Source organism: Candidatus Zixiibacteriota bacterium, assembly GCA_017999435.1.
Classification (GTDB): Bacteria; Zixibacteria; MSB-5A5; order GN15; family FEB-12; genus JAGNLV01.
Genome location: JAGNLV010000004.1, coordinates 334,662 through 360,391 on the forward strand (window position 1 = coordinate 334,662; position 25,730 = coordinate 360,391).

The following is a 25,730-nucleotide window of genomic DNA, read 5'->3' on the forward strand; positions in this document are numbered from 1 at the left end:
TGAGATCCCCCCCGTCCTTTTGTCCCTCCTCAGAAACGTCCGGCGTCGGCCGTTTGTTCAAGGGGTGCAGCGTGGTACTGCCGACGCCACCCCAAGATATGCCAATCCCCCGCCGTGTCAATCCGCAAGTGCCGGGCCGCGGCCTCTGCGAAAACAACTGATTGATCTTGTAATTGCCGTTCTAGTAGTATGTTACGATCACTATATCAACTGTTAGTTTATATCATTCTCGAGAACGACAACAACGACATTTCTTGCCCCCGGCCGGCGAACCTCGTATAATCCACTCCGGCCTCTGGAGAAGGTCCGCGTTCATCCTTCCGATATTAGGAGCAAGCAACATCCGACTGAGGCGCTGAAGAGTATGTGTGGAATAGCCGGCTACTTTCAACTGGAGTCTCCCCGCCCTCCCGACCGGGCGCTGATCGGCCGGATGGTCAACACGCTGCATCACCGGGGCCCGGACGAATTCGGCGCCTACCTTGATGATCGCTGTGTACTCGGCCAGGCCCGCCTCTCGATCATCGACCTCGCCGGGGGATCGCAGCCGATGTGCAACGAGGACGGGTCGCTGTGGATCACCTTCAACGGCGAGATCTTCAACTACCTCGAATTGCGCGAGGAGCTCGTCGGCGCCGGCCACGTTTTCCGCACCCGCTGCGACACCGAGGTCATCATCCACGCCTACGAGCAGTGGGGCCGCGACTGCCTCACCCGTTTCAACGGCCAGTGGGCGTTTGTCCTGTACAACCGGCGCGACCGCTCGCTCTTTTTTGCGCGCGACCGCCTCGGCGTCCGCCCTCTGTTCTACGCCGTGCACGGCGGCGCCTTCTACTTCGCCTCCGAAATCAAGGCCATCTTCTGCGCCCCGGAGATTCCCCGCCGCCTTGACCTGAAAGGCCTCGATGAGATCTTTACCTGGTGGACGACCGCGCCGCCTCGCACTGCTTTCGAGGGCATCCACGAACTCGAGGCGGGCGCCTGCGGCGTCGTCCGGAACGGCCGGGTCCGCACGGAACGCTACTGGTCAATGGAATTTCCCGAGACCTTCGACCGCCGCCGCCCGGTCGAGTCGTGGGCGGAGGAGCTCCACGCCCTTCTGGTCGACGCTGTCCGGCTGCGGTTGCGCGCCGACGTCCCGGTGGGCGCCTACCTCTCCGGCGGGCTTGATTCCTCGGCCACCACCGCGCTCATCAGGCATTTCACCGACACCCGGGTCGAGTCCTTTTCGATTGCCTTTCAGGATAAGGCGTATGATGAGTCGCCGTTTCAACGGCAGATGGCCGAGCACCTCGGCACCAACCACCACGTCGTGACCTGCACCTACCGCGACATCGCGGAGAATTTCCCCGCCGTCATCCGCCACACCGAACGCCCCATCGTCCGCACCGCGCCGACGCCGCTCTTCCTGCTCTCCCGGCTCGTCCGGGAGAACAACTTCAAGGTCGTCCTGACCGGCGAGGGCTCGGATGAGATCCTCGGGGGATACGACATTTTCAAAGAGACGATGATCCGGCGGTTCTGGGCCCGCCGTCCTGATTCCGCCTGGCGCCCGGCTCTACTGAAACGCCTTTACCCGACCCTCCCCCTCTCCGGCGCCCGGGCGAAATTCTACCTCGAGACTTTCTACAAGGCCGGTCTCCGCGACACCGACCGCTGCTCCTACTCCCACCAGCCCCGCATCAGCACGACCACCAAGATCAAGGATTACTTCACCCCGGAGGTCCGCCGGATTCTCGATGGTCACAGCTCGCTGGAGGCTTTCTGCGTCGACCTGCCGGACTCGTTTTTCCGCTGGCATCACCTCTGCCGGGCGCAGTATCTCGAAGCACGGTCGCTCTTATCGGGCTACCTGCTCTCGTCGCAGGGGGACCGCGTCGGCATGGCCCACTCGGTCGAGGGCCGCTTCCCCTTCCTCGATCACCGGGTTGTCGAATTTGCGGCGACCATCCCGCCCTGGCACAAGCTCTTCGGCCTGAAAGAGAAATTCGTGCTGAAACGGGCGATGGCGCGCGAGTTGCCGGAGGAGATCACAGCGCGCGTGAAACAGCCGTACATGGCCCCCGACTCCAACAGCTTTGTCCAGCCCGACTCGCCGGGCTACATCGCCGACATACTCGCCGAGTCCGAGATCGCGCGCACCGGTTTGTTCGAATCGGCCGCGGTCCAGCAGTTGCGCGAGAAGGCGACCCGGCTCAAGCACGCCCACTTGTCATTCAAAGACAACATGTCGATGATCGGCATTCTCTCGACCCAGCTGCTCATCCACGCTTTCATCGACCGGTTCCAGCCCGCCCCCGAACCCGGCCGCAGCGCCTTTTCCGTTTGGCACGAAGCTTAGGCCGGGCAAACACCATCCGTATCGACGGTCGATCGAGAATGTCAGCGGTGAGATTCGCCCCCGTGAGAACTGCCGCTCCGGACTGAGTCATGAGACGCGCGCCGGCACCGTATCAGGAATACCCTGCGCCCGGCCTGCCCCCCCTTACTTCCCGTCCGCCCCCCTCTGCTGCAACAGCACCTGCAGCTCGTCCGGAAAGAGCAGGTTCTTCATGATCTTCTCGTAGTTCAGATCGGTCCGGATGCTGTTGATCGTAATGAAGACCAGTTCCTCCCCCGTTGACACGAGGTACAGGCGATTCCGCTCGACCTCGCACACGCCCTCTTCCCGCCGCCGTCGCGCCCCGCCCTTCTCGGGGAACAGTTCGATCACGTCGCGAAGCGTTTTGTGCACGTGTTTGAATCCCTTGCGGAACTGCTCTTCGCCGGCCGCCGACTTGAACTTCCCGTCCAGCGTCATGCTGTAGGCGTGCTCGAAACCGGGGATGTCGGCGAAGCGGTCGTGGAGCGACTCCCTGACCGCGATCGGCGGCACCGGCGAGGGGTACGGCCGAGCGGTGGGCGCCGCGGGCGCGTCATCGGGAAGATCCGGAAGCGGCTCCGGACCGGGCAACGCACCCGATCCGGCGGCCGGAACTGCGGACGCCGTCTCGCCCTCCATGGCCGGCCGGGCGCCGCGGCGAAACACGATGGTCGGCTCCTGAGCGGCTCGTTCGAGCCGTTGCCGCGCCTCGCCGGTGGGATCGGTGATGAGCGAGAGCACCTCGGCGTGTTGGCGCTTCATCACATCCTCCGCGAGATTCTGCTCCTCCACCGAACCGATCGCCTGCTCAAGCTTCTTCTCGAGCTTGTGCAGAACCTGTCCCTGGTTCAGAATGGTTGTCGTGATGCGCGGGTAGGGGCGGGGCGCATATTCCGTCTGCACCTGCAGCATGCTCTCCCCCCGCTTCACCAGCGAGGTGCGTCCGGCCGGTATGAACGATCCCACAGTCAGCTTACCCTTTGCGATCTCACATCGCTGCAATCCTGGCCGTCGCCCACAGGCAATCCGGGCGGCGCGCATTCACTTCCGACAGGCCGGGGTCGGCACCGGGTCCCTGCCGCTCTGTCTTGTCTCTCCGCCCCGGCCGGCTGCGACCCCGGCGAGCCGGCCGCGGAGAGCTGCCGGGCCGGGCGCCTCGGAATCCCGGCGACGCGCGCGGCCTCGAGGGAGCACACGCCGGCCGCCCGGCGGGAATCGGCCCATTATACTCTGATATCGGAAGAATCAACAGTTAGAATAGCCGCAGGCGCCGCAGGAAAAACACCCCGCCTCGGCGTGCATCAGGCCGCCGCACTCCGGACAGATTTCCCCGTCGGGCTCCGGCGCGGCCCCCCCGCGCACGCCCGCCTCGGCGCCAGAATGCCTGTGCAAAACTTGCGCAATGGCATCGGGGATCGAGGCCACCCGCGCGCCTCCCGAGAATGTCTGGCTCGCCCCGCCGATTCCCCGCAGTTGACGAATAATCGCCTCGACCGGCACGTGGGAGCGCAGAGCCAGCGAAATCAGCCGGCAAATCGCCTCGGTATCCGCCATCGTCGTGTACCCCGATTTCCCGATGTGGGCAAACACCTCGAACGGCTGGCCCTGGCGGGTGTTGACGGTCACGTACAGATTCCCATAGCCGGTTCGGATTTTCTCGGTGATGCCCTCCAGGACGGCCGGCCGTTCCATGACCACCGGCGCAACCGTCGCCCCGGCCGCCGGCCGCGCCGACAGCACCTGGTTCGGCCGGGCGTTGTCCCGATAAATCGTGATTCCCTTCAGCCCCATCCGGTAGGCCTGCCGGAAAGCCGTGCGCACGGCCTCCCGGGTGGCCGATTCGGCGAAATTGATCGTCTTGCTCACCGAGGAGTCGCAGTGTTTCTGGAACTGCGCCTGCATCCGAATATGATCTTCGGGCGAGATGTCGGCCGCGGTGAGGAATGTCGCTCGCAGCTCTTCGGGGATTTCCGCAAGGTCGCTGATCGAGCGCCGCTCCGCCACCTTCCGGATCAGGTCGTCGGAGTAGAATCCCCCGCGCCGGGCCGCCGCCTCAAAGAGCGGGTTGACCTCGGTCAGGCGCGTCCCCTCCATGATGTTGCGCTCGAAGGCCACCGCATAGTAGGGCTCGATGCCCGAGGAACAGCCCGCGAGAATCGAGATCGTCCCGGTCGGCGCCACCGTCGTCACGGTCGCGTTGCGCATGGCGATACCTTCCCGGCCAAAGAGCGAGTGCTCCCAGTTCGGGAATTTGCCGCGGGTTTTGGCCAGTTCCGAGGAATGATTCCGCGCCTCGCTGTGCACGAACTGCATGACCCGCTCGCCGAGCGCGAACGCCGCCTCGGAGTTGTAGGGGACGCGCAACCTGACCAGCAGGTCTGCCCACCCCATGACCCCCAGCCCGATGCGGCGGTTGCGCCGGGTCTGGGCCGCGATCTCCGGGATCGGGAATTTGTTCTGATCGATTACGTTATCCAGAAAGTGCACGCCCGTCCGCACCACCCCCGCCAGCCGCTCCCAATCCACCCCCGCCGCGGGATCGCTCGGGGCGTAGTCGCCCGGAAGCGGCTCTCTTGCGAAACGCCCGAGATTGATCGACCCGAGATTGCACGAATCATACGGCGGCAGCGGCTGCTCGCCGCACGGATTGGTCGCCTCGATCTGTTCGAACGGGAAGGTCGGGTTCCCCTCGTTCATCCGGTCGATAAAGACAATCCCCGGCTCCCCCGTCAGCCAGGCCTGCTCGACGATCAGGTCGAAAATCTCGCGCGCCGGCACCCACTGCTCCTCCCCCTCGACCACGTGGGCCTGCCCGGTCTGCGGATTAACCAGAGCGTACTTCGAGTCCGCCTCCAGCGCCTCCATGAAGGCATTAGTTACGGCCACCGAGATGTTGAAATTGGTGATCCGCCCGGTGTCCAACTTGCAGGAGATGAACTCGCGAATGTCGGGATGGTCCACGCGGAGGATACCCATGTTCGCCCCGCGCCGCGTCCCCCCCTGTTTGACTGCCTCGGTCGCATGGTTGAACACCTCCATAAACGAGACCGGCCCCGAGGCCACTCCGGAGGTGCTGCGTACCCGCGCATTGCGCGGGCGCAGCCGCGAAAAGGCAAACCCCGTCCCGCCGCCCGACTTGTGGATCAAGGCCGCCTGCTTGACCGCCTCGAAAATCTCCTCCATCGAGTCCCCCACCGGGAGCACGAAACAGGCGGACAACTGCCCAAGCGCCCGTCCGGCGTTCATCAGGGTCGGGGAATTCGGAAGGAAATCGCCGTCGGCCATGACGTTGAAAAACGCCTGCGCGGTTCGCTCCACCTGCGCATCATCGCCGCCGTACACGCGGTCGGCCTCGGCGATCGCGCGGGCGACCCGGACAAACAGCTCAACCGGCGTTTCAATCACCCGGCCGCTGGCGTCCCTGGCCAGGTACCGGCGCTTCATCACCGCCATCGCGTTGGGGCTCATGTGAATTTCACGCGTCTGCATACAGAGACAGTCGCTCCCTGTTCTTTGTATCGGACAATCGGCCCGTCTCTATTATAACGCGAGGGGGCGGAGAATGTGCATCACATTTTGGCCCGGCCGCGCACCCTCGCCCAAGCCCCCTTTCCGCCGTCCGCCCTCCAATCCGCGCCGACCGGGGCGTCGCGCCCGCACGCCTGCCCCGGCCGCGGAGGTCTAGAATTTCAGAATCGTCGAGAACAGCACGCGGGAGTTGTCGACATGATCGGTCTTTGTGACCTTGCCGTACTTGTCGCGGCAGAGCTTGCCGTCGGCGGTCCGGGCGGCGTAATCGGCGCGGGTGTACTCGGTCTCCAGGGCCACGCTCAGACTCCCCGCCGTTGCGACCACCCGCGGGGATACCCGCAGGACGCGCTTGATGTCGCTGGTGTTGTCGACACTCGCCCCCCGCACCGTCACGTCCGTGCCGTCCACCCGGTAGCTGTACACGACAACCGAATCGTCGGCGCCGAGATTCTCCGTGTACCCGGCCCACAACGCATACTGCCACCGGGGACCGTGCCGCACAATGATCTCGGACCAGATGGCGAAACAATCCACGGTCGTGTACGCAACCGCGTTTCGTTCGGGGTCGAGCACGTCGGTGACCGCGTACCCCCCGAGCATGGTCAGATCGTAGAGATTCTGTCCGTACACGCCCTGCACTTTGCCGGTGAGCGACGGCGTGTGGTACTTCAGGAACGCCATGGCCGCCGCCGAGGAAATTTCTTCATCGGTCTTGAAGGCGCCGTCTTCGCCGGTCGTCTGGAGCAGCGGGCGAAGGGTCTTGAACTCCCCGCCCACGCCGGCGAGTAGTTCGCGCGCCCCGCCGTCGGCCGCATGGCTGAAATGCACCTGGGCATTGAGATCGGGAATCGAGGAGTTGCGCAGCGGCGCCGACCCGCCCCCGCCGGCAAAATCCCGCTGGGCGGCGGCCGCCGCGATCAGGCGCAAGGGCCCGAGCCGGTGGGTCAGGCGCACCTGCGGATTGCGCGCGAACGGTTGCATCGGCGCACCCGTGTTGAACGAGATCACCTCGGAAAAGCACGCCGGCACGAACAGCGGGTGCCAGTACTGCCCGAGCAGCAGCTCGGTGTTCGTCCAGGCCAGTTTGGCGTAGGCGTGGCGCAGCCGGAACCCGTTGGCATCCACGAGCGCCGCGCTCTCGTTGCCGAAGAAATCGGCCTCCAGAACGCCGCTCACTTTGGCCCCGAAAGCATCGGGAGCCGTGATTGCCCCGGTGAGCCGCGTCTGGATCGCCAGGTAATTGAAACTCCCCCGATCGTTGACATCCTCGCCCCGGACGTCCCGGCTGATTCCGGCCGGGTACAGCAGGAAATGCCCCTCGCGCAGACTGACCGTTTGCCGCGAATCGTGAAAGAAATCGCTCTTCACAAAGCCCGAGAACTTGATGCCGAAATCCTGGCCGCAGAGGCCGGCCGCCGGCAGCGCCAGGAGCGCTGCCGCAAGCATAACCTTCTTCATGAACCACCCCGCCGCTTCCCCGACTCCCCGCCGGGGATCCATTGGTTGTTCGCGGAGCGCTCTGCCGCGCCGCCTGAGCGCGGGAGCCTCCTGAGCGCCGACAAAAAAGCGGGGCGGAACCATCCCGCCCCGACCGTCTCCGGATATCCGGTTCGTCACTTCGCAACCGCCCCCAGCGGCCACAATGTCCGGCCGTACACCTCATTGAGCACCTGCGCCAGGCCGGCGTACACCGCCGACAACCCGCAGATGATTCCTTCGATTCCGGCCAGCGTCTTGATGCCCGCGCTGCCCGTCGCGTCGCCGATCGCCAGCAGGAAGAACAGCACAGCGAGCGAGGCGAACACGAACTGGAGGGCGCGGTTGAGCCGGAGCGTTCCGACAAACATCACCGCCGTAAAGATTCCCCACATCGCCAGATAGGCCGCCATCGCGATCGCCTCCGGCGCCGCGCCCCAGCCCAGCTTCGGCAGCACGAGCAGAGCCACGAGCGTGAGCCAGAACAGCCCGTATGACGTAAACGCCGTCGTTCCGAACGTATTTCCCTTCTTCCACTCCATGATGCCTGCGAACACCTGCGCCATCCCGCCGTAAAATATCCCCATCCCGAGAATCATCGCATCGAGCGGAAAGATTCCGGCGTTATGGAGATTCAGCAGCACCGTCGTCATGCCGAATCCGAGCAGCCCGAGGGGAGCCGGGTTGGAGGTGGTGTCCCTGATCACCCGGGCCGCGGTTTCGCCGCTCCCCGTCTGCGCCTGTTCTTTGCCCGTGTCCGCCTTGATCCCTGATGCTTCCATGTCGACCAATCCTGTTAGAGTCGTTGCCAACCTCTCACCTGCACCACGCGCAAATATAGACAATGCGCCCCGCGTTCATCAACTGCAAAATGAGAGCGGGGCCGGCCCGGGGCCGCCTGGCCGGGCGCTAACCCGCCCACGTGACCGGCGACACCGCCCGGCGCAGCTCGGCCGCTGCAAAGAACTCGTCCGCTCCGATCAACCGGTATTCCCGATCCCGGCCGAGGACCAGCACGCGGTCGGCGAGCGCCCGGATGACGTCGCCGTCGTGGCTGATCACCACCACCCCCGCTCCCCCCGCGCGCAGCGTCCGCGCCAGCCGGATGAACCGCCCCACCCCTTCCTGGTCGAGCCCGCAGGTCGGCTCGTCGAACACGACAATATCCGGGCGCAGCGACAGCACCGCGGCGAACGCCAGCCGCCGTTTCTCTCCGCCCGACAGCCGGAACGGATCCCGCTTTCCGAACACGGTCGGATCCAGTCCGGCCAGCCGCAGCATGGCGTGTGTCTCCGTGATCGTCAGCGGCCGCCCGATATTCTCGGGGCCGAACTCGACTTCCTGTTCGCAGGTCGGGAGGAAGAACTGCCGCTCCGGCTGCTGGAGGATCGCGCTCACCCGCCCCGGCGCGCTCTCCGGAAACACCGGCCCGCCTTCCGGGCCGATGTAGAGGATCCTTCCTGAGGTCGGTTCCAGCACCCGGCACAAAAGAAGCCCGAGCGTGCTCTTTCCCGATCCCGAGGGTCCGACGACCCCGAGCACCTCGCCGGACTGGACGGTCGCGTTGAGCGGCGGCAGCACCGGTCCGATCGCGGCATAGGCGAACGCCGCCTCCTTGAGTTCGACGCGCGCCACCCGGCGGTCCTTCGCTGCGATACTCGCCGCGCCGCTGCCCTCTCCGTCGCTGGCGCGCGGGTCGAAGGCGATGGCCGTTTCGCGGCAGAAGGCATCGTCGGCGAAGATTCGCTCCGGCCGGCCGTCGGCCGCCACGCGGCCCTCGAAGAAGACCATCAGGCGCGGGTACTGCCGCGCCGTCTGCGGATACTGCGTGATGTGAATCTGGATCATCGAGGGCTGGCTCCGCCGCAGGTTCTCCAGCTCGGTCCGCAGCATCGCTTTCCCCGCTTCGTCGAGAAACGAATCCGGCTCGTCGAGCACGAGCACAGTCGGCTCGCTCACCATGACCGCCGCCAGGGCCACCCGCTGCTTTTCACCGCCCGACAGCTCCGCGGTCAGGCGCTGCCGGAGATGGGCGATCGAGAAGCGCTTGAGCGTCTGGGTCACCCGCCGGGCCATGACGTCGGGCGGCACGGCCGCGTTTTCGAGGGCGAAGGCGATCTCCTTCTCGACCGTCACCGCCACCATCTGGTTGTCGGGATTCTGAAAGAGGATCCCCGCCCTGGTGTCTTCCCCGCGCTGGTTCCGCACCGTCACCCGTCCCTCGGTCGGCGCAAACAGGCCCGCGGCGAGGCGGGCGAAGGTCGATTTCCCCGACCCGTTGGCCCCCATGACGGCCACCGACTCGCCGGGCTGAATGAGCGCCCCGACGTTGGCGAGGGCCGCCGGCGCCCCCGCGCCGTAGCGATATGTCACACCTTCGAAACGAACCATAAAAAAGCCGATGCCCAAAGAACAGGCACCGGCTCCCATTCACAAGCGGAATCGTTCACTCCGCAAAACAGACATCAAGCGTCCGCGCCGCCGCCGTCTCGTCCAGCCGGCGCACCGGGGTGTGGTGCGGCGCCGAAGTCACGAGCTCGGGGTCGGTGTCCGCCTCGCGCGCGATTTGGCGCATGATTGCCGCAAACCGGTCGAGCGTCTCCCTGCTCTCCGTCTCCGTCGGCTCGATCATGAGCGCCTCCGGCACGATGAGCGGGAAATAGTTGGTCGGCGAGTGCACGCCGAAATCGAGCATCCGCTTCGACATGTCCGCTGTCCGCACCCCTTTCTTCTTCTGCCGGTTTCCCGACAGCACGAATTCGTGCATGCAGTGGACATCGTAGGGCAGATCGAAAGCATCCTTCAGCAGCGCCTTGAGGTAGTTGGCGTTGAGCACCGCGTTCTCGCTGGCGCGCCGCAGTCCCCGGCCGCCGAGCGTCTTGATGTAGGCATAGGCCCGCACCTGGTTGGCGAAATTCCCGTAGAACGCGTGCACCCGCCCGATCGAGTGCGGGCGGTTGTAGTTCATGAACAGCGTCCCGTCGTCCGCCTTTTCCAGCACCGGGAAGGGGAGGAACGGGTCGAGTTCCGCGGTGACCCCGACCGCTCCGGCGCCCGGCCCGCCGCCGCCGTGCGGCGTCGAGAACGTCTTGTGCAGGTTGAAGTGCATGATGTCGAAGCCGACGTCGCCGGGGCGGAAGATGCCCATGTTGGCGTTAAGGTTCGCCCCGTCCATGTACACGAGTCCGCCCTTGGCGTGCACGATCGCGGCGATCTCCCGGATGTGGGTCTCGAAAATGCCGAGCGTGTTGGGATTGGTCATCATGATCCCGGCCACGTCCTCGTCCATCGCCGCCGCCACCGCCTCGGGCGGAATGACCCCCCTTTCGTTCCCCTTCACCTGCACCGTGGAGTAGCCGACGGCCGCGACCGAGGCGGGGTTGGTGCCGTGAGCCGAATCCGGGATGATGACCTTCGAGCGCTTGTTCCCTCTGCTCAGGTGGTAGGCGCGCATGATGAGCAGCCCGGTGAACTCCCCGTGCGCCCCGGCCACCGGCTGGAGCGATATCGAGGGAAACCCCGACACCTCCGACAGGAACTGCTGGAGATCCCACATCAGCCGGAGGATGCCCGGCGCCGAGCTGCACGGCGCGAGCGGGTGGTGGTCGCGGAAATCCGGCAGCGCCGCCGCCGCATCGTTCAGTTTGGGATTGTACTTCATCGTGCACGACCCCAGCGGATAGAACCCCTTGTCGATGTGATGGTTTTTCACCGACAACCCGACAAAGTGCCGCACCGCCTCCCCCTCCGTCACCTCCGGCAGGGCCGCCTCTTTCGACCTGCGGAACTCCGCCGGCAGGGCCGCGAGCAGGTCGGCTTCGCGCGACGCCGTCGGCGGCAGCGTATACCCGGTCCGCCCGGGCTTTGACTTTTCGTATATGAGAATTGGCTCGTCCATAATTGTCCCGTGCGACGGGGCTCTTGCGGGCCCGGTCGCTGTTATTCCGATGGCTCCTCGCCTTTAAGTTTCCTCAACTGCTCTTTCGCGTAGTCCGCGGCTTCCGACTCCGGCCAGTGGTCCAGGAACTCGCTGAAGGCGGCAATCGCCTGGGCGGTGTCGTTCTGCCGTCCGAAAGCGATCGCCCGGTAAATCTCCGCGTCCTCGGCGAACCGCGTCCCCGCAAAATCGGCGCGGATCTGCTCGAACATGGCCAGCGCCGGCGCGAAGTCTTTCGCCCGAAGGTGGGCGTCTGCCTGCGCCACCCGCGCCTCGCCCGCCAGCGAATCCGTCGGCGCCCCCATCGCCACCACCCGGTCGTACCACTGGTCGGCCTCCGCCACCGCCCCGCGGTACTTGTACTTCTCGGCAATCGCGAACGCCGAATCCCGGTTCTGGTTGACCTCGAACCGGGCCGCCATGTCGTCCAGCGTCCCGATTCCCCGGGCGTAGTTCCGGAAGGTCCCGATGTACTCGTCGGTCTCGCCGAATCCGACGAAGCGGTCGATTTCGTTGCCCTCCTTGTCGACCAGCACCGAGGTCGGATAGCCCATGATGTTGTAGCGCTGTTTGGTCAGGGTATCGACCTCGGCGTTCAGCTTGACCAGCAGCATTTCGTTGGTGAAGAACGCAATGGCCTTGGGATCATCGAACACGACCGTGTCCAGCATCTTGCAGTACTTTCACCAGTCGGTGTAGAAGTCGACGACGATGTACTGGCCCGCCTGCGCTTTCTGCAAGGCGTCGGCGAGGTTCTCCACGAACGGCGCCTGCACTGCCGCCTGTTCCTTCTTCGCGCACTGCACCAGCACCGCCGCCAGCGCGAGCGCCGCGATCACTGCCCATTTTTGCATGCTGCCGTACCTCCTAACTAGTTGTCCTCGCGTTCCTCGAATCGCCCGAACTCGACGGCGGCGCTCCCCAGCACGCCGGCGAGCGCCATCTGCGCATCCCGCTCGAACTCGCGCGGGACCATGATCAACTGCCCTTCGTCGCCGGCCCGCCGCAATCCCGCGGCCGGCGCGGCGCTCCGCCCGGCTCCGTAGAGGGGGGTCGGGAGAATGACCGACGGGATATTGCCGGCGTCGAGCGACGCCTTGGCGATCTTCGACTGCCCGCTCGTGAGCACCCGCCCCATCGCCACCCAGCTGCGGTCCGGCCGCTCGGCCGCGCCGCCCGTTCCCGGACGCGCCTCCGCCAGAGCGGCCCCGCACGCGGGGCACACCAGGACGTCAAGCTCGTATTCCCACCGACAGTTCGGGCAGTATCCCACTAATCTTCCTTTCGCCGCCACTTGTCCCCGAGAGTCGCGTCGAGCACGTCGATCGCCTCGTCGCGAAACTCGGCCGGCACGGATATTTCGAACGACGCCGGTTTGGTCTCATAGATCGGATTGAGGGGGAGTCCGACGTTGCCGAAGAAGCCGGACCGGGAGATCACGACGGCCGGGACTTCGCACGCCTGGAGCGTTTCGCGCGCCATGTCCGCGAACGGCTTGTCGTCCACCGTCCCCACCACCACCCAACCCTGTTCCGCTTCCTGCTTCACTTTGCTCCCACAGATGTAACACCGTTCCGGATTCCCTTGCAGGGCCATATTACATTCGGGACAATACGCCACTCGCCGCCAACTCCTTTAGGCCGTCGGCCAGCCGTCCAATCTCCGCCTCGGTCCGTTTTTCGGTGAGGGCGACGATCAAGCAGTGGTCGAGCCCCTGGTACCAGCGCCCGGCCGCGACGCCCGGGAGGACTCCCCGTTCGATCATTGCCAGGATGATCTGCTTGGCCGGCTTGGGCGTCCGGATGGCGAACTCGCGCACGAAGGGTTTCGGCCAGTACAGTTCGTATCCGTCGATCGCCGTCAGCGCCCGGGCCGCCTGCTGCGCCCGCTCCATCGACAATAGCGCCACCCGCTTCAGGCCGGTCCTGCCCAGCAGGGTCAGGTAAACCGCCGCGGTGGTCGCACAGAGAGCTTCGTTGGTGCAGATATTCGAGGTGGCCTTCTCGCGGCGGATATGCTGTTCGCGCGTCTGCAGCACCAGGACAAAGCCCGGCTTCCCTTCGACATCCGTCGTCCGCCCGGCCAGCCGCCCCGGCATGCTGCGCACCAGATCTTTCTTGACCGCAAACATCCCCAGAAGCGGCCCGCCGAACGACACCGGCAGTCCGAGGGGCTGCCCCTCGCCCACCGCGATGTCGGCGCCCCACTCTCCCGGCGTCTTGAGCACGGCCTGGGCGATCGGGTCGAACGCCAGCACCAGCTTGCCGCCCACGCGGTGGATCATCTGTTCGACCGGGCCGATCTCCTCGAGCCGGCCGAAGAAATTCGGCTGGGCAAGAATCACGCCGGCCGTGTGCTCATCGATCGCGTCCTCCAGCCGATTCAGGTCGGTCACGCCGTCGGCCATCGGCGCTGTCACGATCTCCACGTCGAGACCGGAGAGGTAGGTCCGGATCACCTCCCGATACATCGGGTTGAGCGTCTCGGCCGCCACCATGCGGTTGCGCCCGGTCGCTTTGACCGCCAGCATGGCGGCCTCGGCCGCCGCCGTCGCCCCGTCGTACATCGAGGCATTCGCCACGTCCATCCCGGTCAGACGGCAGACGTGGGTCTGGTATTCGTAGATCGCCTGGAGCGTTCCCTGCGCCACCTCCGCCTGGTAGGGAGTGTAGGCGGTCATGAACTCCGGGCGGCTGGTGATCGCGCCCACGGCCGCGGGGATGAAATGGTCATAGACGCCGCCCCCGGCAAAGCCCGCCAGACCCTCGCGGCTCTCGCGGGAGAGCGCTTCGATTTCCCGGAGAAGCTCCATCTCCGAGAGCGCCGGGATGTTGAGTTCGCGCTTGAGGCGCAGCTCCGAGGGAATCCCCTCCAGCAGGTCCTCGAACTTGTCCACGCCGATGCGCTTGAGCATGTCGCGGCGATCATCGTCGGTATTCGGTACGTACGGCATCGCTGTTTACTTCCGATCCTTTGTGTTGTTTCGCCCGATTCCGGGGGTCGCTGGTGCGCTTTCGGGGCGGCCCTCCCGGCGCGCCGGCCCGGAGTTTACCCGGGGGCCGGGCCGGTGCGGCGCCTGGGCCTAGACCGCCGCCAGCAGTTTCTGATAACCCGCGGCGTCGAGCAGGGCGTCCAGCTGGCCGGGGTCGGACACCTCAACCTTGATCATCCAGCCCTCGCCGTAGGGGTCGCGGTTGATCACCATCGGATCGTCCTCGAGCGCGCCGTTGACCGCCGTCACGCGTCCCGAAACGGGCGCGAACATTTCCGAGACCGCCTTCACGGCCTCGATCGTGCCGAACGCCTTCATCTGTGTCACCACACTGCCGACTCTGGGCAGTTCGACGAAGACGATATCGCCCAGTTCCCCCTGGGCGTAGTCGGTAATCCCGATGGTCGCCGTTTGTCCTTCGCGGCGAATCCACTCGTGCTCTTTCGTATACTTGAGTTCCGCGGGTATGTTCACCGGATCCTCCAATGAGCCTCACGTCCTTACTGCTTGTTATCCGATGCCGAGTCGGGCGCGCCCGTCTCGACCGTTTCTTCCTCCGCCAGCACTCCGGCCTCCGACCCCCGCAAGAGCGTCAGCCGGCTCACTGTTTCCCCCGCCGCGATCGCCTCCTCCTGCGCCTCCTCCGGCGCGGGCGGGGCCTCTTGTCCCTTGCGGAAGCGCTGCTCGAGGAAATTGATGTCGTAGCGGCCGGCGACGAAGTCGGGATGTTCGAAAATCTCCCGATGGAACGCCACCGTGGTCGGCACGCCCTCGACGATGAATTCTTCCAGCGAGCGGCGCATCCGGACCACGGCCTCCTGGCGCGTCCGCCCCCTGACGATCAGTTTCGCAATCATGGAATCGTAGTGGGGCGGGATCTGGTAGCCGGTGTACACGGCCCGGTCCACCCGCACGCCCGGTCCTCCGGGAATGTGCAGCCCGGTGATCGTCCCCGGCGTCGGCCGGAAATCCTTTTCGGGGTCCTCGGCGTTGATGCGGCACTCGATGACCGCCCAGCGGGGCTTGATCTCCTCCTGGGTGTACGGAAGCCGCTCGCCCAGCGCCACCCGGATCTGGTCCTGCAGGAGGTCGACTTCGTAGGCCTCTTCGGTCACCGGATGTTCCACCTGGATCCGCGTGTTCATTTCCATGAAGTAGAAATTGCGCTGATCGTCGACGAGGAACTCCATCGTCCCCACCCCGCGGTATCCGACCTGGGCGGCGCCGTTGAGCGCCGCTTCGCCCATCCGCCGCCGCAGCTCGGGCGTCATGAGCGGTGAGGGCGTCTCCTCGATCAGCTTCTGGTGCCGCCGTTGAATCGAGCAGTCACGCTCGCCGAAATGCAGGTAGTTGCCGTAGGTGTCGCCGATCACCTGGATCTCGACGTGGTGGGGATTGAGCACGACTTTCTCCAGGTAGAGATCGGGGTTGCCGAAGGCGTTCCCGGCCTCGGCCGAGGCGACATGGAAGCCGCGCTCCAATTCCGCCACATCGCGGCAAATCCGCATCCCCTTGCCGCCGCCGCCGGCGACCGCTTTCAGGATGACGGGGTAGCCGACTTCTTCGGCCACCGTGGCGGCTTCCCGGAACGTCGCCACCGCACCCTCCGATCCCGGAATGCAGGGCACGCCGGCCTTTCTCATCAGGTCTTTGGCCTGGACCTTGTCGCCCAGTTGCCGGATCTGCTCCGGCGTCGGGCCGATGAACGCCAGCCCGCATGACTCGCAAATCTCCGCGAAATCGGCGTTTTCCGCCAAAAAACCATAGCCGGGGTGGATGGCGCCGGCGTTGGTCACCTCCGCCGCCGCAATGATATGCTTGAAATCGAGATACGACTGCCGGGCCGGGGGCGGCCCGATACATACATCCTCGTCGGCGAAGCGCACGTGGAGGGCATCGCGGTCGGCTTCGCTGTACACCGCGACCGTCTTCAGCCCCATCTCACGGCACGCCCGGATCACCCGGAGAGCGATTTCGCCTCGATTGGCAATGAGTACTTTCTCGAACAAGCACAGTCCTTTCGTCTTTTCGTTGACAGCCCGGACAGGGTGCTGCCCGGACCGCACGTCACAGATAGGTATTATACCCTATTCGTCCCCCGAATTCAACTCAATAAACGCTCCCGCGCGTCCGGTGTTCCCCCCTTTCTGGGACGATAAGATATTGTCGCACAATCACTAACAAAGAGGCGCAGAGGATGCGCATAAGGAAAAGAGACACCCCCATCGGGGTGTCTCTGGATAAGCGGTGCTTTGTCCGGATCGGCGCGGACCCGGCGGGGGCGCGGCCTTCGCGCCTCCCCGCTCAGTACTTGAGGAATCCGCCCGACGCCTCGGCGGAGTGCTGGCGGGACGGTTTCTCGGCGTCCCCGGACTCGTTCTCGTTCTGGTCCCAGCGGTCCGAGGTCCCGGTAATGCCCTTGACCCGCAGGTCGAAATCGTCCGGGTTCGAGGCCTGCTGTATGGCTTCCTCGAAGGTGATCTTCCCCGTCTTGTACAGCTTCATGATCGACTGGTCGAACGTCTGCATGCCGTACTGCACCGTCCCCTGTTCCATCAGTTCCGGAATGTTCACGGTTTTTTCCGGATCCATGATGGCTTCGCGGACGGCGCCGGAGTTGATCATCACTTCCACTGCCGGCACCCGCCCGGGCATATCCGAGCGCACGAGGAGCCGCTGGCACACGATCGCCTTGAGCGTGCCCCCCAGCAGCAGCCGGATCTGCTGGTGCTGGTGGGGCGGGAAGAACGAGATGATACGCGAGATTGTCTCGACCACGTTCAGCGTGTGCAGCGTGGTGAGCACAAGGTGCCCCGTGTCCGCCGCCGTGAGCGCGATCGACATCGTCTCCAGATCGCGCACCTCGCCGATCAGGATCACGTCGGGATCCTGGCGGAAAGCGTGGCGCAGGGCCGAGGCGAAGGTCTCCGTGTCGCCGCCGACCTCGCGCTGCGAGATGATCGACTTCTTGTCCCGGTAGATGTACTCGATCGGGTCTTCGACAGTCAGGATGTTATCGTGGCGGGTCCCGTTGATTTCCTCGATCATGGTCGCCAGGGTGGTCGATTTACCCGACCCGGTCGTGCCCGTGATGATGATCAGTCCGCGCCGGGTTTTCGCCAGCTCGCGGATCACGGGCGGGAGATGCAGTTCTTCGAATGTCGGCACTGTAGTGTTGACCGCACGGATGGCGATCGCGGTGGTTCCCCGCTGACGGAACAGGTTGATACGGAAGCGGCCGAGTTTCGCCACCGACAGCGCCAGGTCCATTTCATTTTTGCGGTAGAACCGCTCGCGCTGCTTCTCGTTGAGAATCTGGCCGACAATCTGCTCCATGATGTCGATTGTCAACGGATCGGTGGAGATCTCGTCCAGTTTGCCGTTCACCCGAAGGTGGGGGCGCACCCCGACCCGAATATGCAGGTCGGACGCTTTCCGGTTGAGCATCTCAACCAGCATCTGCTTGAGATTCATGGGGAAACCCCTTCTGCTGTTCGCCTGTTCTCAGTCGGGTTCGATCAAGAACAGAGTCTGCCCGAATTCCACGGGCTCGGCGTTCTGCACCAGTATCTTGGCGATCCGGCCGCTGACCTCGCTCTCGATCTCATTCATCAATTTCATCGCCTCCACGATGCACACGACCTGGCCGATGCGAATCTTCTGGTTGATCGTCACGTACGGTTCGGCATCGGGGGCCGGGGCCGCATAGAAGGTCCCGACCATTGGCGACTTTATTGATACATATCGGCTTTCCTCAGCCGATACTTGAGCCGGAGCAGCCGCCGGAGCAGTGGATACGGGCTCGGAAGCCGCTGGCGCGGAAGGAGTTATTGGCGCCGCAGGGGGTGCCGGAGCCGTCGCCACCAGCGCGGTTTGCTGATGGCCGTTCGATGATGCCTCCGCCCGATGGATGATCTTCACTCGTCGACCCCAACTGGATACCTCCAGCGAGGCCACATCCGACTCCTCCACCAGGCGAATGAGCTTTCGTATGTATTTTTCGTTCATAAGAAACATCTTTTCCTGATCCGCCCTTCTCTCACGTTGCCGCCTTGGCAAGGGCGCCGCCCGTACTCTCCCTTTTACCCGCGGGCCTCACGCAAAGGCGTTCTTCCCGTACATCCGGGCCATGCGGTCCCGGCTTGGCCTGTACCGAGCTCTCCCTCCGCCCTACCGGTCGTGTCCGGCCGGTCGCTGCCGGCGCAGGCATCCGGCGAAATGATAACCAGAGCGCAGCTATAACTCCAACAAGTTTTTTGGCGCCCGGTTCAACACTTTCCCGCCCCCCCGGGTCACCACCACGTCGTCTTCGATCCGCACTCCCCCCCACCCCGATATGTAGATCCCCGGCTCCACCGTCACCACATTGTTGGGCTGAAGGATGTCGTTCGACAGCGGCGACAGCCGCGGCCCGACGTGGACGTAGTACCCGATCCCGTGGCCGGTTCCGTGCCCGAAATGCTTGTCGTAACCCGCCCGCTTGATGATGCCCCGGCAGACGTTGTCCACCGCCTTGCCCGCCACGCCGGCTCGGACCTTCCTGATCCCCGCCAGCTGCGCCCGGAGCACGATGTCGTAGATTTTCCGCTGCCGCGGCGAGGCTTTCCCCACCACGACCGTCCGCGTGATGTCCGAGACATACCCGTCGATCGTGGCCCCGAAATCGAACGTGATGAAGTCCCCCTTCTCGATTTTCTTGTCGGAGGCGGCCCCGTGGGGGAGGGCGGCCCGCCATCCGGAGGCAACGATGGTTTCGAACGCCGGTTTTGAGGATCCCAGCATCATCATCTGGTACTCGAGTTCGGCCGCCAGTTCCCGTTCGCGGATTCCCGGCGCCACCAGGCTCAGCACCCGCTCAAACGCCGTGTCCGACACGGCCGCCGCTTTCCGGATCGCCGCCAGCTCTTCCGGCTCCTTGACCCACCCGAGGTCGGCCAGGACATCCTCGGCGTTCGCCAGCAACACGCCCGGCCAGACTTTCCGGAGCCGCGTGTGCTGGGCCAGGGTCAGGTGCGCCGCATCGATTCCGTACCGCGTGTTGCGGTCGGCAAGCCCCTTGAGGTCTTTCAGACCCTCCAGAAGGTCTCCCCCCCGCGCGATATGCACCCTGGCCCCCGCGACCTCTTTCCTGGACTGATCCTTGTACCGGAAGTCGGTGAGAAACTCCGCCCCGTTCGACCCGATCACAAGCAGCCCGGCCGATCCCGAAAACCCGGTCAGGTAGCGGATGAAATCCAGATGCGTGACAATAAGCCCGTCGAGATTGCTCTCCCGGAGCTTCTTCCGCAGCGCGTTGATCCGTTTTGCCGACATGAGATATTTCTCCTCCATCGAGGTGAGCTTTTTGTTCGCTTGCCCCGGCGACGCGGGTCGCCGGCCGCCGGATATGGGAGAGCGCCTCACTGTGACCCGTCCCTGGCTTCCGCCCAGGACTCGTAGGCTTGCCGGAAGAGCCCCGCGATCACCGCGGCTCCTTTGAGATTGGGTTCAATCACCCGGCAGAGGTACTCGCTCTCATGGCCGTCGAAAGCGCCCGAGATATCGGCCAGAGCGCCCCCGCATTCCCGCACGTTCTGCTCAATTCCGCGGTTGAGCCGCCGCAGGAGATGCAGCAGATTCTCGGGCAGTGGGGAATCGGGTCTGTAGATGTTGCCGACAATCAGCAGGGATAGGGGATTCGACTTCCTGATCTCAAGGAGAAGCGCCCGGTGCGCCCGCACGACTTTCGCGATGTCCGCCTCGGTCGCCCGGATATCCGCCACCGCCAGGGCGTCGTTGCCCCCAATGGTGAGCGTGATAAGATCCGCCGCCTCCCCGGTCGGAACCTCCGCAATCGTGCAGCCGTCGCAGGTGCGATCAAGGAGAATCCAATCCTGACCCAGGCACTCGTGAAACTGGCGCACGGCGCCGCCGCCGATGACGCCGGTGTACTCATCGATACTCATGCTGTCCCCCAGAGCCAGGTAGACCTTCCGTCGGTCAGTCACTGCGCACCTTCCTCTCCGCTTGCTCCAGCTTTTCCTTCAGGCGGGGGACCGCCGAGCGGCCGTAGAGCACGCCATAGACCTCGGCTGCGAGCCGGTAGTGTCCCTGGGCGAGGTACAAATCCCCGACTGTCTCGGTGTAGAAAGGCACTTCGCGCAGGCGCGCCCGCTCCGCCGGCGCGGCCGCCTGTTCCCCGTCCCGTTTGAGGGTAATGGTCCGCAGCGGCGCTCCCGTGCCCGTCGCGCGTCCCTCGCCGGCCGGTCCGTTCCCCGCCGCGGCCGTCCTGAGCTGTTCCCCTGCCCCGGCGTTCGACGGTGACGCGGTCTGGTCCTCTCCGGAGGCGGGCGACCCGGGTTCATCCGCCGCCCTCTCTCTCGCGCGCCAGTCGCACCGCAGCTCGCGGCAGTAGGGGTCGATTTCCAGCACTCGCCGCCAGTGGGCCACCGCGCCGTGCACGTCCCCTTCCGCCCACTTGATGTCGCCGAGATATTTCAGCGCCGCGGCGTTTTCGGGATCTCGCGCCAGCACCTCATAGAACTGCTCGGCGGCCGATTCCACCTGCCCGGCGTGGTACAACGCCCGCGCGTAAATCAGCCGCCCCGCGACCGCTCCCGGCTCTTCGGCCAGTCCCTCGCGGCAGAGTTCGACCGCCCGCGAGTATTTTCCCGCGGCGAGCGCGGCCGCCGCCGGCGCCGGCCAGTAGGCACCCGCCGCCGGCCGCTCGACCGACGACTGCGCTTCCTTCGGGTTCAGGTCAAACATAAAAGTGAAGGTACCGCAAAAGGCGCGGCCGCGCAAGCGCCGGGCGGGGCGAAGTCGCCCGTTCTCTCTCTTCGGCGGCTCCCCGGCCGGATCCGGCGCTTCCGCTTGACTTTGCTGCCGCGGTGACCGTACTTGCCAATGTGGAGCGGTTTGCCCACACGCGGGCGTGAATTCCAGCGCAGGGTTAGGCCACAGACTGATGCTTGGCCACCCTCGATACAACAAGGAGGAGGTTTTTTCATGAGTAAGTGGGTTTCCACTCTCTTGGGTTTGCTGCTGGTTGCGTCCTCGGCGGTCGCCGGCGGAGGCGAGGTGTGGATTGCGACGTTCGACGGGACTATGGGGCTCCAAGATCAGGCCCGCGGCATCGCGGTGGATCCTTCCGGATGCGTGTTTGTCGTCGGAGAAACCAATTACGCCTCGGAACCGGTCGAAATCCCATCAAGCCTGCTGCTCATCAAGTTCTCGCCGGATGGCGACACCCTGTGGACGCACGTGAACGACAGCGCATCCAGTGCCCGGTATCTCGTCGTCGACGACAGTGGCTGTGTCTATGTAGCCGGCGAGTCAAAGTCGGATACCGTCGATTTCCTGGTCCTCAAGTACGGCCCCGAGGGCGACTCGATTTGGGCGGCGACCTACAAGCACCCTGTCTTTACGAGCGATGAGATCCGCGGCATTGTGCTCGACCCGAACCGCAACCTGTACCTGTTGGGCGATGTCGAGGATTTGGCAGACGATGAGGACATTGCCCTTGTGAAAATTCTGCCGGATGGTTCCATCGACTGGGTTTCCATCCTCTCCGGTCCTGCCGGCGACGATCAACCCGAGGGAATAGCTGTCGACAATTCTGGTCACATCGCTGTCGTCGGCTCGAGCAGGAATTCCGATAGCGCGACAACGGCGATCTGGACGATCATGTACGATGCGTCGGGCGATACAGTTTGGACGGCGCGTTACGGGGGCTCAACGACCTGCTATGCACTCAGTGTGGGAACGGACGACGAGGGAAGCGTGTACGTCGCCGGGGAGCTCGGGGAGTACGAAACCGCGGACTGCATCTTCATCAAATACAGCGCGGCGGGCGTTTTTCAGTGGGACTGGACCTACAGCGGCCCTGCCGGTCTGCGCGATTACATCGGTGACCTGCACGTCGGCGGAGACGGTTCCGTCTGGTTGAGCATCGTCCGTGACTACGACTTCTTTGGGTACGATCCTCGATCCCTGGTCGGAGTGCGACTCAATTCCGATGGAAACGAGCGATGGGCGCGCACGTTCTACTCGCCGTCGCCCACGGGTGATGGGTGCGAGAGCGGCGGTACGTCCGTGGCTGTCGATGCGAACCAAAACGCTGTCTTCGGTTACTCCCCCTGCTGGCCCCATACCGTGAAATACTCTCCCGAGGGCGACCTGCTCTGGTGGCGTCCCTTCGCGGTAGACTCAGCGGGCTTAGGGACCTTCCGGGATCTCGCCGCCGACCAGGATGGCAACGTGTACGTGATCGGGGAGGTGCCGCAGCAGGTATCCGGCACCGAATGGCTCGAGGACATCGTTCTCTACAAATACCCCGCCTCCTGCTGCCTGCTGCGCGGAGACATGAATGAAAGCGGCGGCGTCACCGTGGCCGATATAACGTTCCTCATCGGATACGTTTTCCGCGGCGGACCGCCTCCCTACTGCCTCACTGAAGCGGACGTGTCCGGCGACGGGCACGTCACGGTCGTCGATGTCACGTCCCTGATCGCGTACGTATTTCGCGGCGGTCCGGCCCCGGCCGGCTGCTGAAACCGGCGCGGCGGGAGTCCTCCCGACTCCCGCCTCTACCCTTTCGCGGCTTTCCGCAAAACCTGCGTGGTCGACCGCCCCGGCGTCAGTTTCACGCGCCGCACGGTGCCGCCGTGCGACCGCACGATATCCCTCCCCACGATTTCGCCCAACTTGTAGTCCGATCCCTTCACCAAGACATCCGGCCGCACCTGCCTGATCAATTCGTACGGCGTGTCCTCGCCGAAAATGACGACGTAATCGACAGCGCGGAGGGCCAGGAGAACGGCGGCCCGATCCGCCTGACTCTGGACCGGCCGTTCCGGTCCTTTGAGACGGCGCGTCGAAGCATCCGAGTTCAGCCCCACTATCAGTATGTCCCCCATAGCCTTGGCTTTTTGAAGGTACTCCACGTGCCCGCGGTGGAGGATATCGAACACGCCGTTGGTGAAGACAATTTTGTGGCCGCGCCGCCGGTGGCGGGCCGCCACCTCGCCGATCCTCCTGCGCCCTGTCGGCCTGGCCCTGTTCATTGCGCCGCCCGTCGGACCTTTCTCCCGTGCTACGCCTGCGTCCCCGTCGATCCCCTGGTCACCAGCGTCCCGTTCTTGACGTTGCGCAGCAGTTCCGCGTAGAGCTCTGCAGAGGACACGGTCGCGGTTCCGACCTCTCCGACGGTGATGCCCGCCCCGGCGTTCGCGACAATCGCCGCCTCGACCAGCGTCGCCCCCGCGCACACGGCGGCCACGAAAGCCGCGATCACGGTATCGCCGGCCCCGGTCACATCGAACACTTTCCGGGCGAAGGTCGGTATGTGGGTCGGTTCGGCGTCCTGCTCGAACAGCGACATACCGTCCGGCCCGCGGGTGATGAGAATCGACCGGGCCTCGAGTTCCCGCAGCAGGCTGTTCCCGACATCGATCAGGTCGGCCTCGGATACTATCCGCCGCCCGGCGGCGAACCCGGCCTCGTGGTGGTTCGGGGTGATAAGCGACACGCGTTTATAGTTGTGGAAATGCGTTTCTTTGGGGTCGACGGCCACAAACAGCCCCCGCTTCCGGCAAACCTCCATCACGCTGTTCAGCAGCGACAGCGTAATGACGCCCTTGCCGTAGTCGGAGATAATCACGGCGTTGACCGACTCCGCGGCGGCCGTGAACTTGGCCAGCACCATCCGTTCCACGTCGGGGTGGAGTTCGTGGCGGTTTTCCCGGTCGGCCCGCACCACCTGCTGGCTGTGGGCCATGATGCGGGTCTTGATGGTGGTCTGGCGGGACCGGTCGCACACGCAGTAATCGGCCCCGATGCCGTGCTGTTTGAGCAGTTGGCTGAGTTTGACCGCCGCCTCGTCTTCACCCACCACCCCGACGAGGAGCGGTTCGTCGCCCAACGCCCGGATGTTTGCGGCCACGTTGGCGGCGCCCCCCAGCAGGAGCTTGTCGTGCGAGATTTCCACGACCGGCACGGGCGCCTCGGGCGAGATGCGGTCGACGCGTCCGAAGAGGTACTCGTCGAGCATGATATCCCCCAGGATGAGCACCCGTGCCTTCCCCAGCCTCGCGATCACTTCCGCTATGCGTTCCGCACTCAACGACACGGGCAATGCCTCCTCTTGGCCGCGATCGGTCCGCGGCGGCCCTTTCCGCCGCTTCTCTGTTGACTTGCCGGCGGAATATATTACCATGCTTGATCATGCACAAGCACTTTGAAGTCCGCGGAAAGGAGCCTCCCGATGCAGCAGCAGCCGCCGCAGCAGCAAATCGCCGTGGAGTTCGATGAGAAGGCCGCCGAGGGCATTTATGCCAACCTCGCCCTGATCATGCACTCCCCCACCGAAATCATCATCGACTTCGCCCGCGTGATGCCCCGCCTGCCGAAGGCCAAGGTCCTCTCGCGCATCATCATGACCCCCATGCACGCCAAACTCCTCCACCAGGCCCTGACTGAGAACCTCAAGAAGTTTGAGGCGCAGTTCGGCGAGATCAAGACTTTCGGTTTCCCCGGCGGGGGCAAAGGTCCGATCGGTTTTGAGTCGGGCGTGCGTTTTGTCGATCCGGAGAAGGAGTAAGGGGCGCCCGGGCCCGGCTGTTTTTTGTTGCCTCGCGGCGCGCGCTCCGCTACCCATGGGGCATGGCGCTGGCAACCAAACCGGTCACCCGCTGCCCCTTCTGCAAGGAGACCATCCTGGAGGGGGCGGTCAAGTGCAAGCACTGCCACTCGGAGTTGAGCGCCCCCCCGGCGGCCCGTCCCAAGCGCCTGGCCCGGCTCAACACTTTCCGCATCGGCTTCCTTGTCGGCGTGGTCTTCACCCTCATCCTCGTGATTCTCGTCTACCGGCATTTCGCCTGAACATGTCCCTGGCTGTCCACTCAAGGATCCTGCGCCACCTGCCGATACTACAACAGGATAGCGGCGCCGGTTGAGGCGCGGCCGCGTCCTGAGGGCCTTTTCGTGAACACAGCGAAAACCACCATCCTGGTCGTCGACGATGAGCCGGCGATCCGGCAAATACTCCTGCGCAGCCTTTCGTCGGCCGGCTTCGACACAACGACGGCCACCGACGGCGCGGACGCCCTCCTCAAAATGGCCCAGCAGCCCTTCGACATCGTCATCACCGACATCACCATGCCCCACATGGACGGAGTCGCGCTGCTCGGCGAGATCCGGTCCCGTTTCCCCGACACCAAAGTGATCTTCATCACCGGCCAGCGGCTCGCTCTCATGGACAAGGCGGTGCGCGAGGCGGACGTCGACGGGCTGATCAGCAAGCCCTTTCGCAACCATGAGATCGTGGGCCAGCTGCGCCAGCTCTGCCTGTGCCGCACCCACCACCGCGCCCCGTCCGACCCGGTCCCGCCCGCGCCGGCCTAGGCGCCCCGCGGCGCCGGCCCCGGCTTCCGCTGTTCAAGATAACCCGTTCC

Annotated in this window: 25 protein-coding genes; 5 read left to right on the forward strand and 20 right to left on the reverse strand. The window is 64.8% G+C overall.

Annotated elements, in window-relative coordinates:
- Positions 1 to 364: 364 nt before the first annotated feature.
- A complete protein-coding gene (gene asnB, locus KA261_11830) occupies positions 365 to 2,341 on the forward strand; it encodes an asparagine synthase (glutamine-hydrolyzing) (GenBank protein ID MBP7698488.1) in 1,977 nt (658 codons plus the stop codon).
- 144 nt (positions 2,342 to 2,485) lie between these two features.
- On the opposite strand, the gene KA261_11835 is transcribed toward asnB, so the two are convergent.
- The 18 genes from KA261_11835 to KA261_11920 all read right to left on the reverse strand — a co-directional run bounded on the left by KA261_11835 (position 2,486) and on the right by KA261_11920 (position 21,045).
- Positions 2,486 to 3,328 (reverse strand): hypothetical protein, encoded by an 843-nt coding sequence (locus tag KA261_11835; protein ID MBP7698489.1) that lies wholly within the window; start codon positions 3,326 to 3,328, stop codon positions 2,486 to 2,488.
- A 279-nt stretch (positions 3,329 to 3,607) separates the two neighbouring features.
- Complete coding sequence (locus KA261_11840; GenBank protein MBP7698490.1) at positions 3,608 to 5,851, reverse strand: vitamin B12-dependent ribonucleotide reductase; 2,244 nt, start codon at positions 5,849 to 5,851, stop codon at positions 3,608 to 3,610.
- Positions 5,852 to 6,043: 192 nt separating this feature from the next.
- The gene (locus KA261_11845; GenBank protein MBP7698491.1) at positions 6,044 to 7,351 is read right to left on the reverse strand and encodes a hypothetical protein; all 1,308 of its coding nucleotides are present in this window, start codon (positions 7,349 to 7,351) and stop codon (positions 6,044 to 6,046) included.
- Positions 7,352 to 7,506: 155 nt separating this feature from the next.
- On the reverse strand, positions 7,507 to 8,151 hold the full coding sequence (locus KA261_11850; protein MBP7698492.1) for an acetate uptake transporter: 645 nt from the start codon (positions 8,149 to 8,151) through the stop codon (positions 7,507 to 7,509).
- A 127-nt stretch (positions 8,152 to 8,278) separates the two neighbouring features.
- Positions 8,279 to 9,760, reverse strand: coding sequence for an ATP-binding cassette domain-containing protein (locus tag KA261_11855; protein ID MBP7698493.1), 1,482 nt, complete (start codon positions 9,758 to 9,760; stop codon positions 8,279 to 8,281).
- 55 nt (positions 9,761 to 9,815) lie between these two features.
- On the reverse strand, positions 9,816 to 11,267 hold the full coding sequence (gcvPB, locus tag KA261_11860; GenBank protein ID MBP7698494.1) for an aminomethyl-transferring glycine dehydrogenase subunit GcvPB: 1,452 nt from the start codon (positions 11,265 to 11,267) through the stop codon (positions 9,816 to 9,818).
- Between the two features lie 41 nt (positions 11,268 to 11,308).
- A complete protein-coding gene (gene bamD, locus KA261_11865; protein MBP7698495.1) occupies positions 11,309 to 11,977 on the reverse strand; it encodes an outer membrane protein assembly factor BamD in 669 nt (222 codons plus the stop codon).
- A 12-nt stretch (positions 11,978 to 11,989) separates the two neighbouring features.
- Positions 11,990 to 12,160, reverse strand: coding sequence for a hypothetical protein (locus tag KA261_11870; GenBank protein ID MBP7698496.1), 171 nt, complete (start codon positions 12,158 to 12,160; stop codon positions 11,990 to 11,992).
- A gap of 17 nt (positions 12,161 to 12,177) precedes the next feature.
- Positions 12,178 to 12,579: a zinc ribbon domain-containing protein gene (locus KA261_11875; GenBank protein MBP7698497.1), complete on the reverse strand. Its 402-nt coding sequence runs from the start codon at positions 12,577 to 12,579 to the stop codon at positions 12,178 to 12,180.
- Positions 12,579 to 12,854 carry a hypothetical protein gene (locus KA261_11880; GenBank protein MBP7698498.1) on the reverse strand — a complete coding sequence of 92 codons (276 nt, stop codon included), beginning with the start codon at positions 12,852 to 12,854 and terminating at the stop codon, positions 12,579 to 12,581. Before KA261_11880 ends, KA261_11875 begins: the two co-directional genes overlap by 1 nt.
- A gap of 49 nt (positions 12,855 to 12,903) precedes the next feature.
- The gene (gene gcvPA / locus KA261_11885; GenBank protein MBP7698499.1) at positions 12,904 to 14,259 is read right to left on the reverse strand and encodes an aminomethyl-transferring glycine dehydrogenase subunit GcvPA; all 1,356 of its coding nucleotides are present in this window, start codon (positions 14,257 to 14,259) and stop codon (positions 12,904 to 12,906) included.
- Between the two features lie 129 nt (positions 14,260 to 14,388).
- A complete protein-coding gene (gene gcvH, locus KA261_11890; protein ID MBP7698500.1) occupies positions 14,389 to 14,772 on the reverse strand; it encodes a glycine cleavage system protein GcvH in 384 nt (127 codons plus the stop codon).
- A 26-nt stretch (positions 14,773 to 14,798) separates the two neighbouring features.
- Positions 14,799 to 16,307, reverse strand: coding sequence for an acetyl-CoA carboxylase biotin carboxylase subunit (gene accC / locus KA261_11895; GenBank protein MBP7698501.1), 1,509 nt, complete (start codon positions 16,305 to 16,307; stop codon positions 14,799 to 14,801).
- Between the two features lie 295 nt (positions 16,308 to 16,602).
- Entirely contained in the window at positions 16,603 to 17,772 is a 1,170-nt protein-coding gene (locus tag KA261_11900) for a PilT/PilU family type 4a pilus ATPase (protein MBP7698502.1), read from the reverse strand.
- Positions 17,773 to 17,802: 30 nt separating this feature from the next.
- A complete protein-coding gene (gene accB, locus KA261_11905) occupies positions 17,803 to 18,306 on the reverse strand; it encodes an acetyl-CoA carboxylase biotin carboxyl carrier protein (protein MBP7698503.1) in 504 nt (167 codons plus the stop codon).
- 228 nt (positions 18,307 to 18,534) lie between these two features.
- Positions 18,535 to 19,611, reverse strand: a complete 1,077-nt coding sequence (locus KA261_11910) for an aminopeptidase P family protein (protein MBP7698504.1) — start codon at positions 19,609 to 19,611, stop codon at positions 18,535 to 18,537.
- An 86-nt stretch (positions 19,612 to 19,697) separates the two neighbouring features.
- Positions 19,698 to 20,285: a hypothetical protein gene (locus KA261_11915; GenBank protein ID MBP7698505.1), complete on the reverse strand. Its 588-nt coding sequence runs from the start codon at positions 20,283 to 20,285 to the stop codon at positions 19,698 to 19,700.
- Entirely contained in the window at positions 20,278 to 21,045 is a 768-nt protein-coding gene (locus KA261_11920) for a tetratricopeptide repeat protein (GenBank protein ID MBP7698506.1), read from the reverse strand. Before KA261_11920 ends, KA261_11915 begins: the two co-directional genes overlap by 8 nt.
- Before the next feature lie 240 nt (positions 21,046 to 21,285).
- On the opposite strand from KA261_11920, the gene KA261_11925 reads away from it, so the two are divergent.
- Positions 21,286 to 22,830 carry a hypothetical protein gene (locus tag KA261_11925; GenBank protein MBP7698507.1) on the forward strand — a complete coding sequence of 515 codons (1,545 nt, stop codon included), beginning with the start codon at positions 21,286 to 21,288 and terminating at the stop codon, positions 22,828 to 22,830.
- Between the two features lie 35 nt (positions 22,831 to 22,865).
- On the opposite strand, the gene rfaE2 is transcribed toward KA261_11925, so the two are convergent.
- Complete coding sequence (gene rfaE2 / locus KA261_11930; GenBank protein ID MBP7698508.1) at positions 22,866 to 23,342, reverse strand: D-glycero-beta-D-manno-heptose 1-phosphate adenylyltransferase; 477 nt, start codon at positions 23,340 to 23,342, stop codon at positions 22,866 to 22,868.
- Between the two features lie 29 nt (positions 23,343 to 23,371).
- The gene (gene rfaE1, locus KA261_11935) at positions 23,372 to 24,406 is read right to left on the reverse strand and encodes a D-glycero-beta-D-manno-heptose-7-phosphate kinase (GenBank protein MBP7698509.1); all 1,035 of its coding nucleotides are present in this window, start codon (positions 24,404 to 24,406) and stop codon (positions 23,372 to 23,374) included.
- A 135-nt stretch (positions 24,407 to 24,541) separates the two neighbouring features.
- Between rfaE1 and KA261_11940 the strand changes: the two genes are divergently transcribed.
- The 3 genes from KA261_11940 to KA261_11950 all read left to right on the forward strand — a co-directional run bounded on the left by KA261_11940 (position 24,542) and on the right by KA261_11950 (position 25,680).
- The gene (locus KA261_11940; GenBank protein MBP7698510.1) at positions 24,542 to 24,877 is read left to right on the forward strand and encodes a DUF3467 domain-containing protein; all 336 of its coding nucleotides are present in this window, start codon (positions 24,542 to 24,544) and stop codon (positions 24,875 to 24,877) included.
- Positions 24,878 to 24,939: 62 nt separating this feature from the next.
- Positions 24,940 to 25,158, forward strand: coding sequence for a hypothetical protein (locus tag KA261_11945; protein MBP7698511.1), 219 nt, complete (start codon positions 24,940 to 24,942; stop codon positions 25,156 to 25,158).
- A gap of 102 nt (positions 25,159 to 25,260) precedes the next feature.
- Entirely contained in the window at positions 25,261 to 25,680 is a 420-nt protein-coding gene (locus tag KA261_11950) for a response regulator (GenBank protein ID MBP7698512.1), read from the forward strand.
- Positions 25,681 to 25,730: the final 50 nt, after the last annotated feature.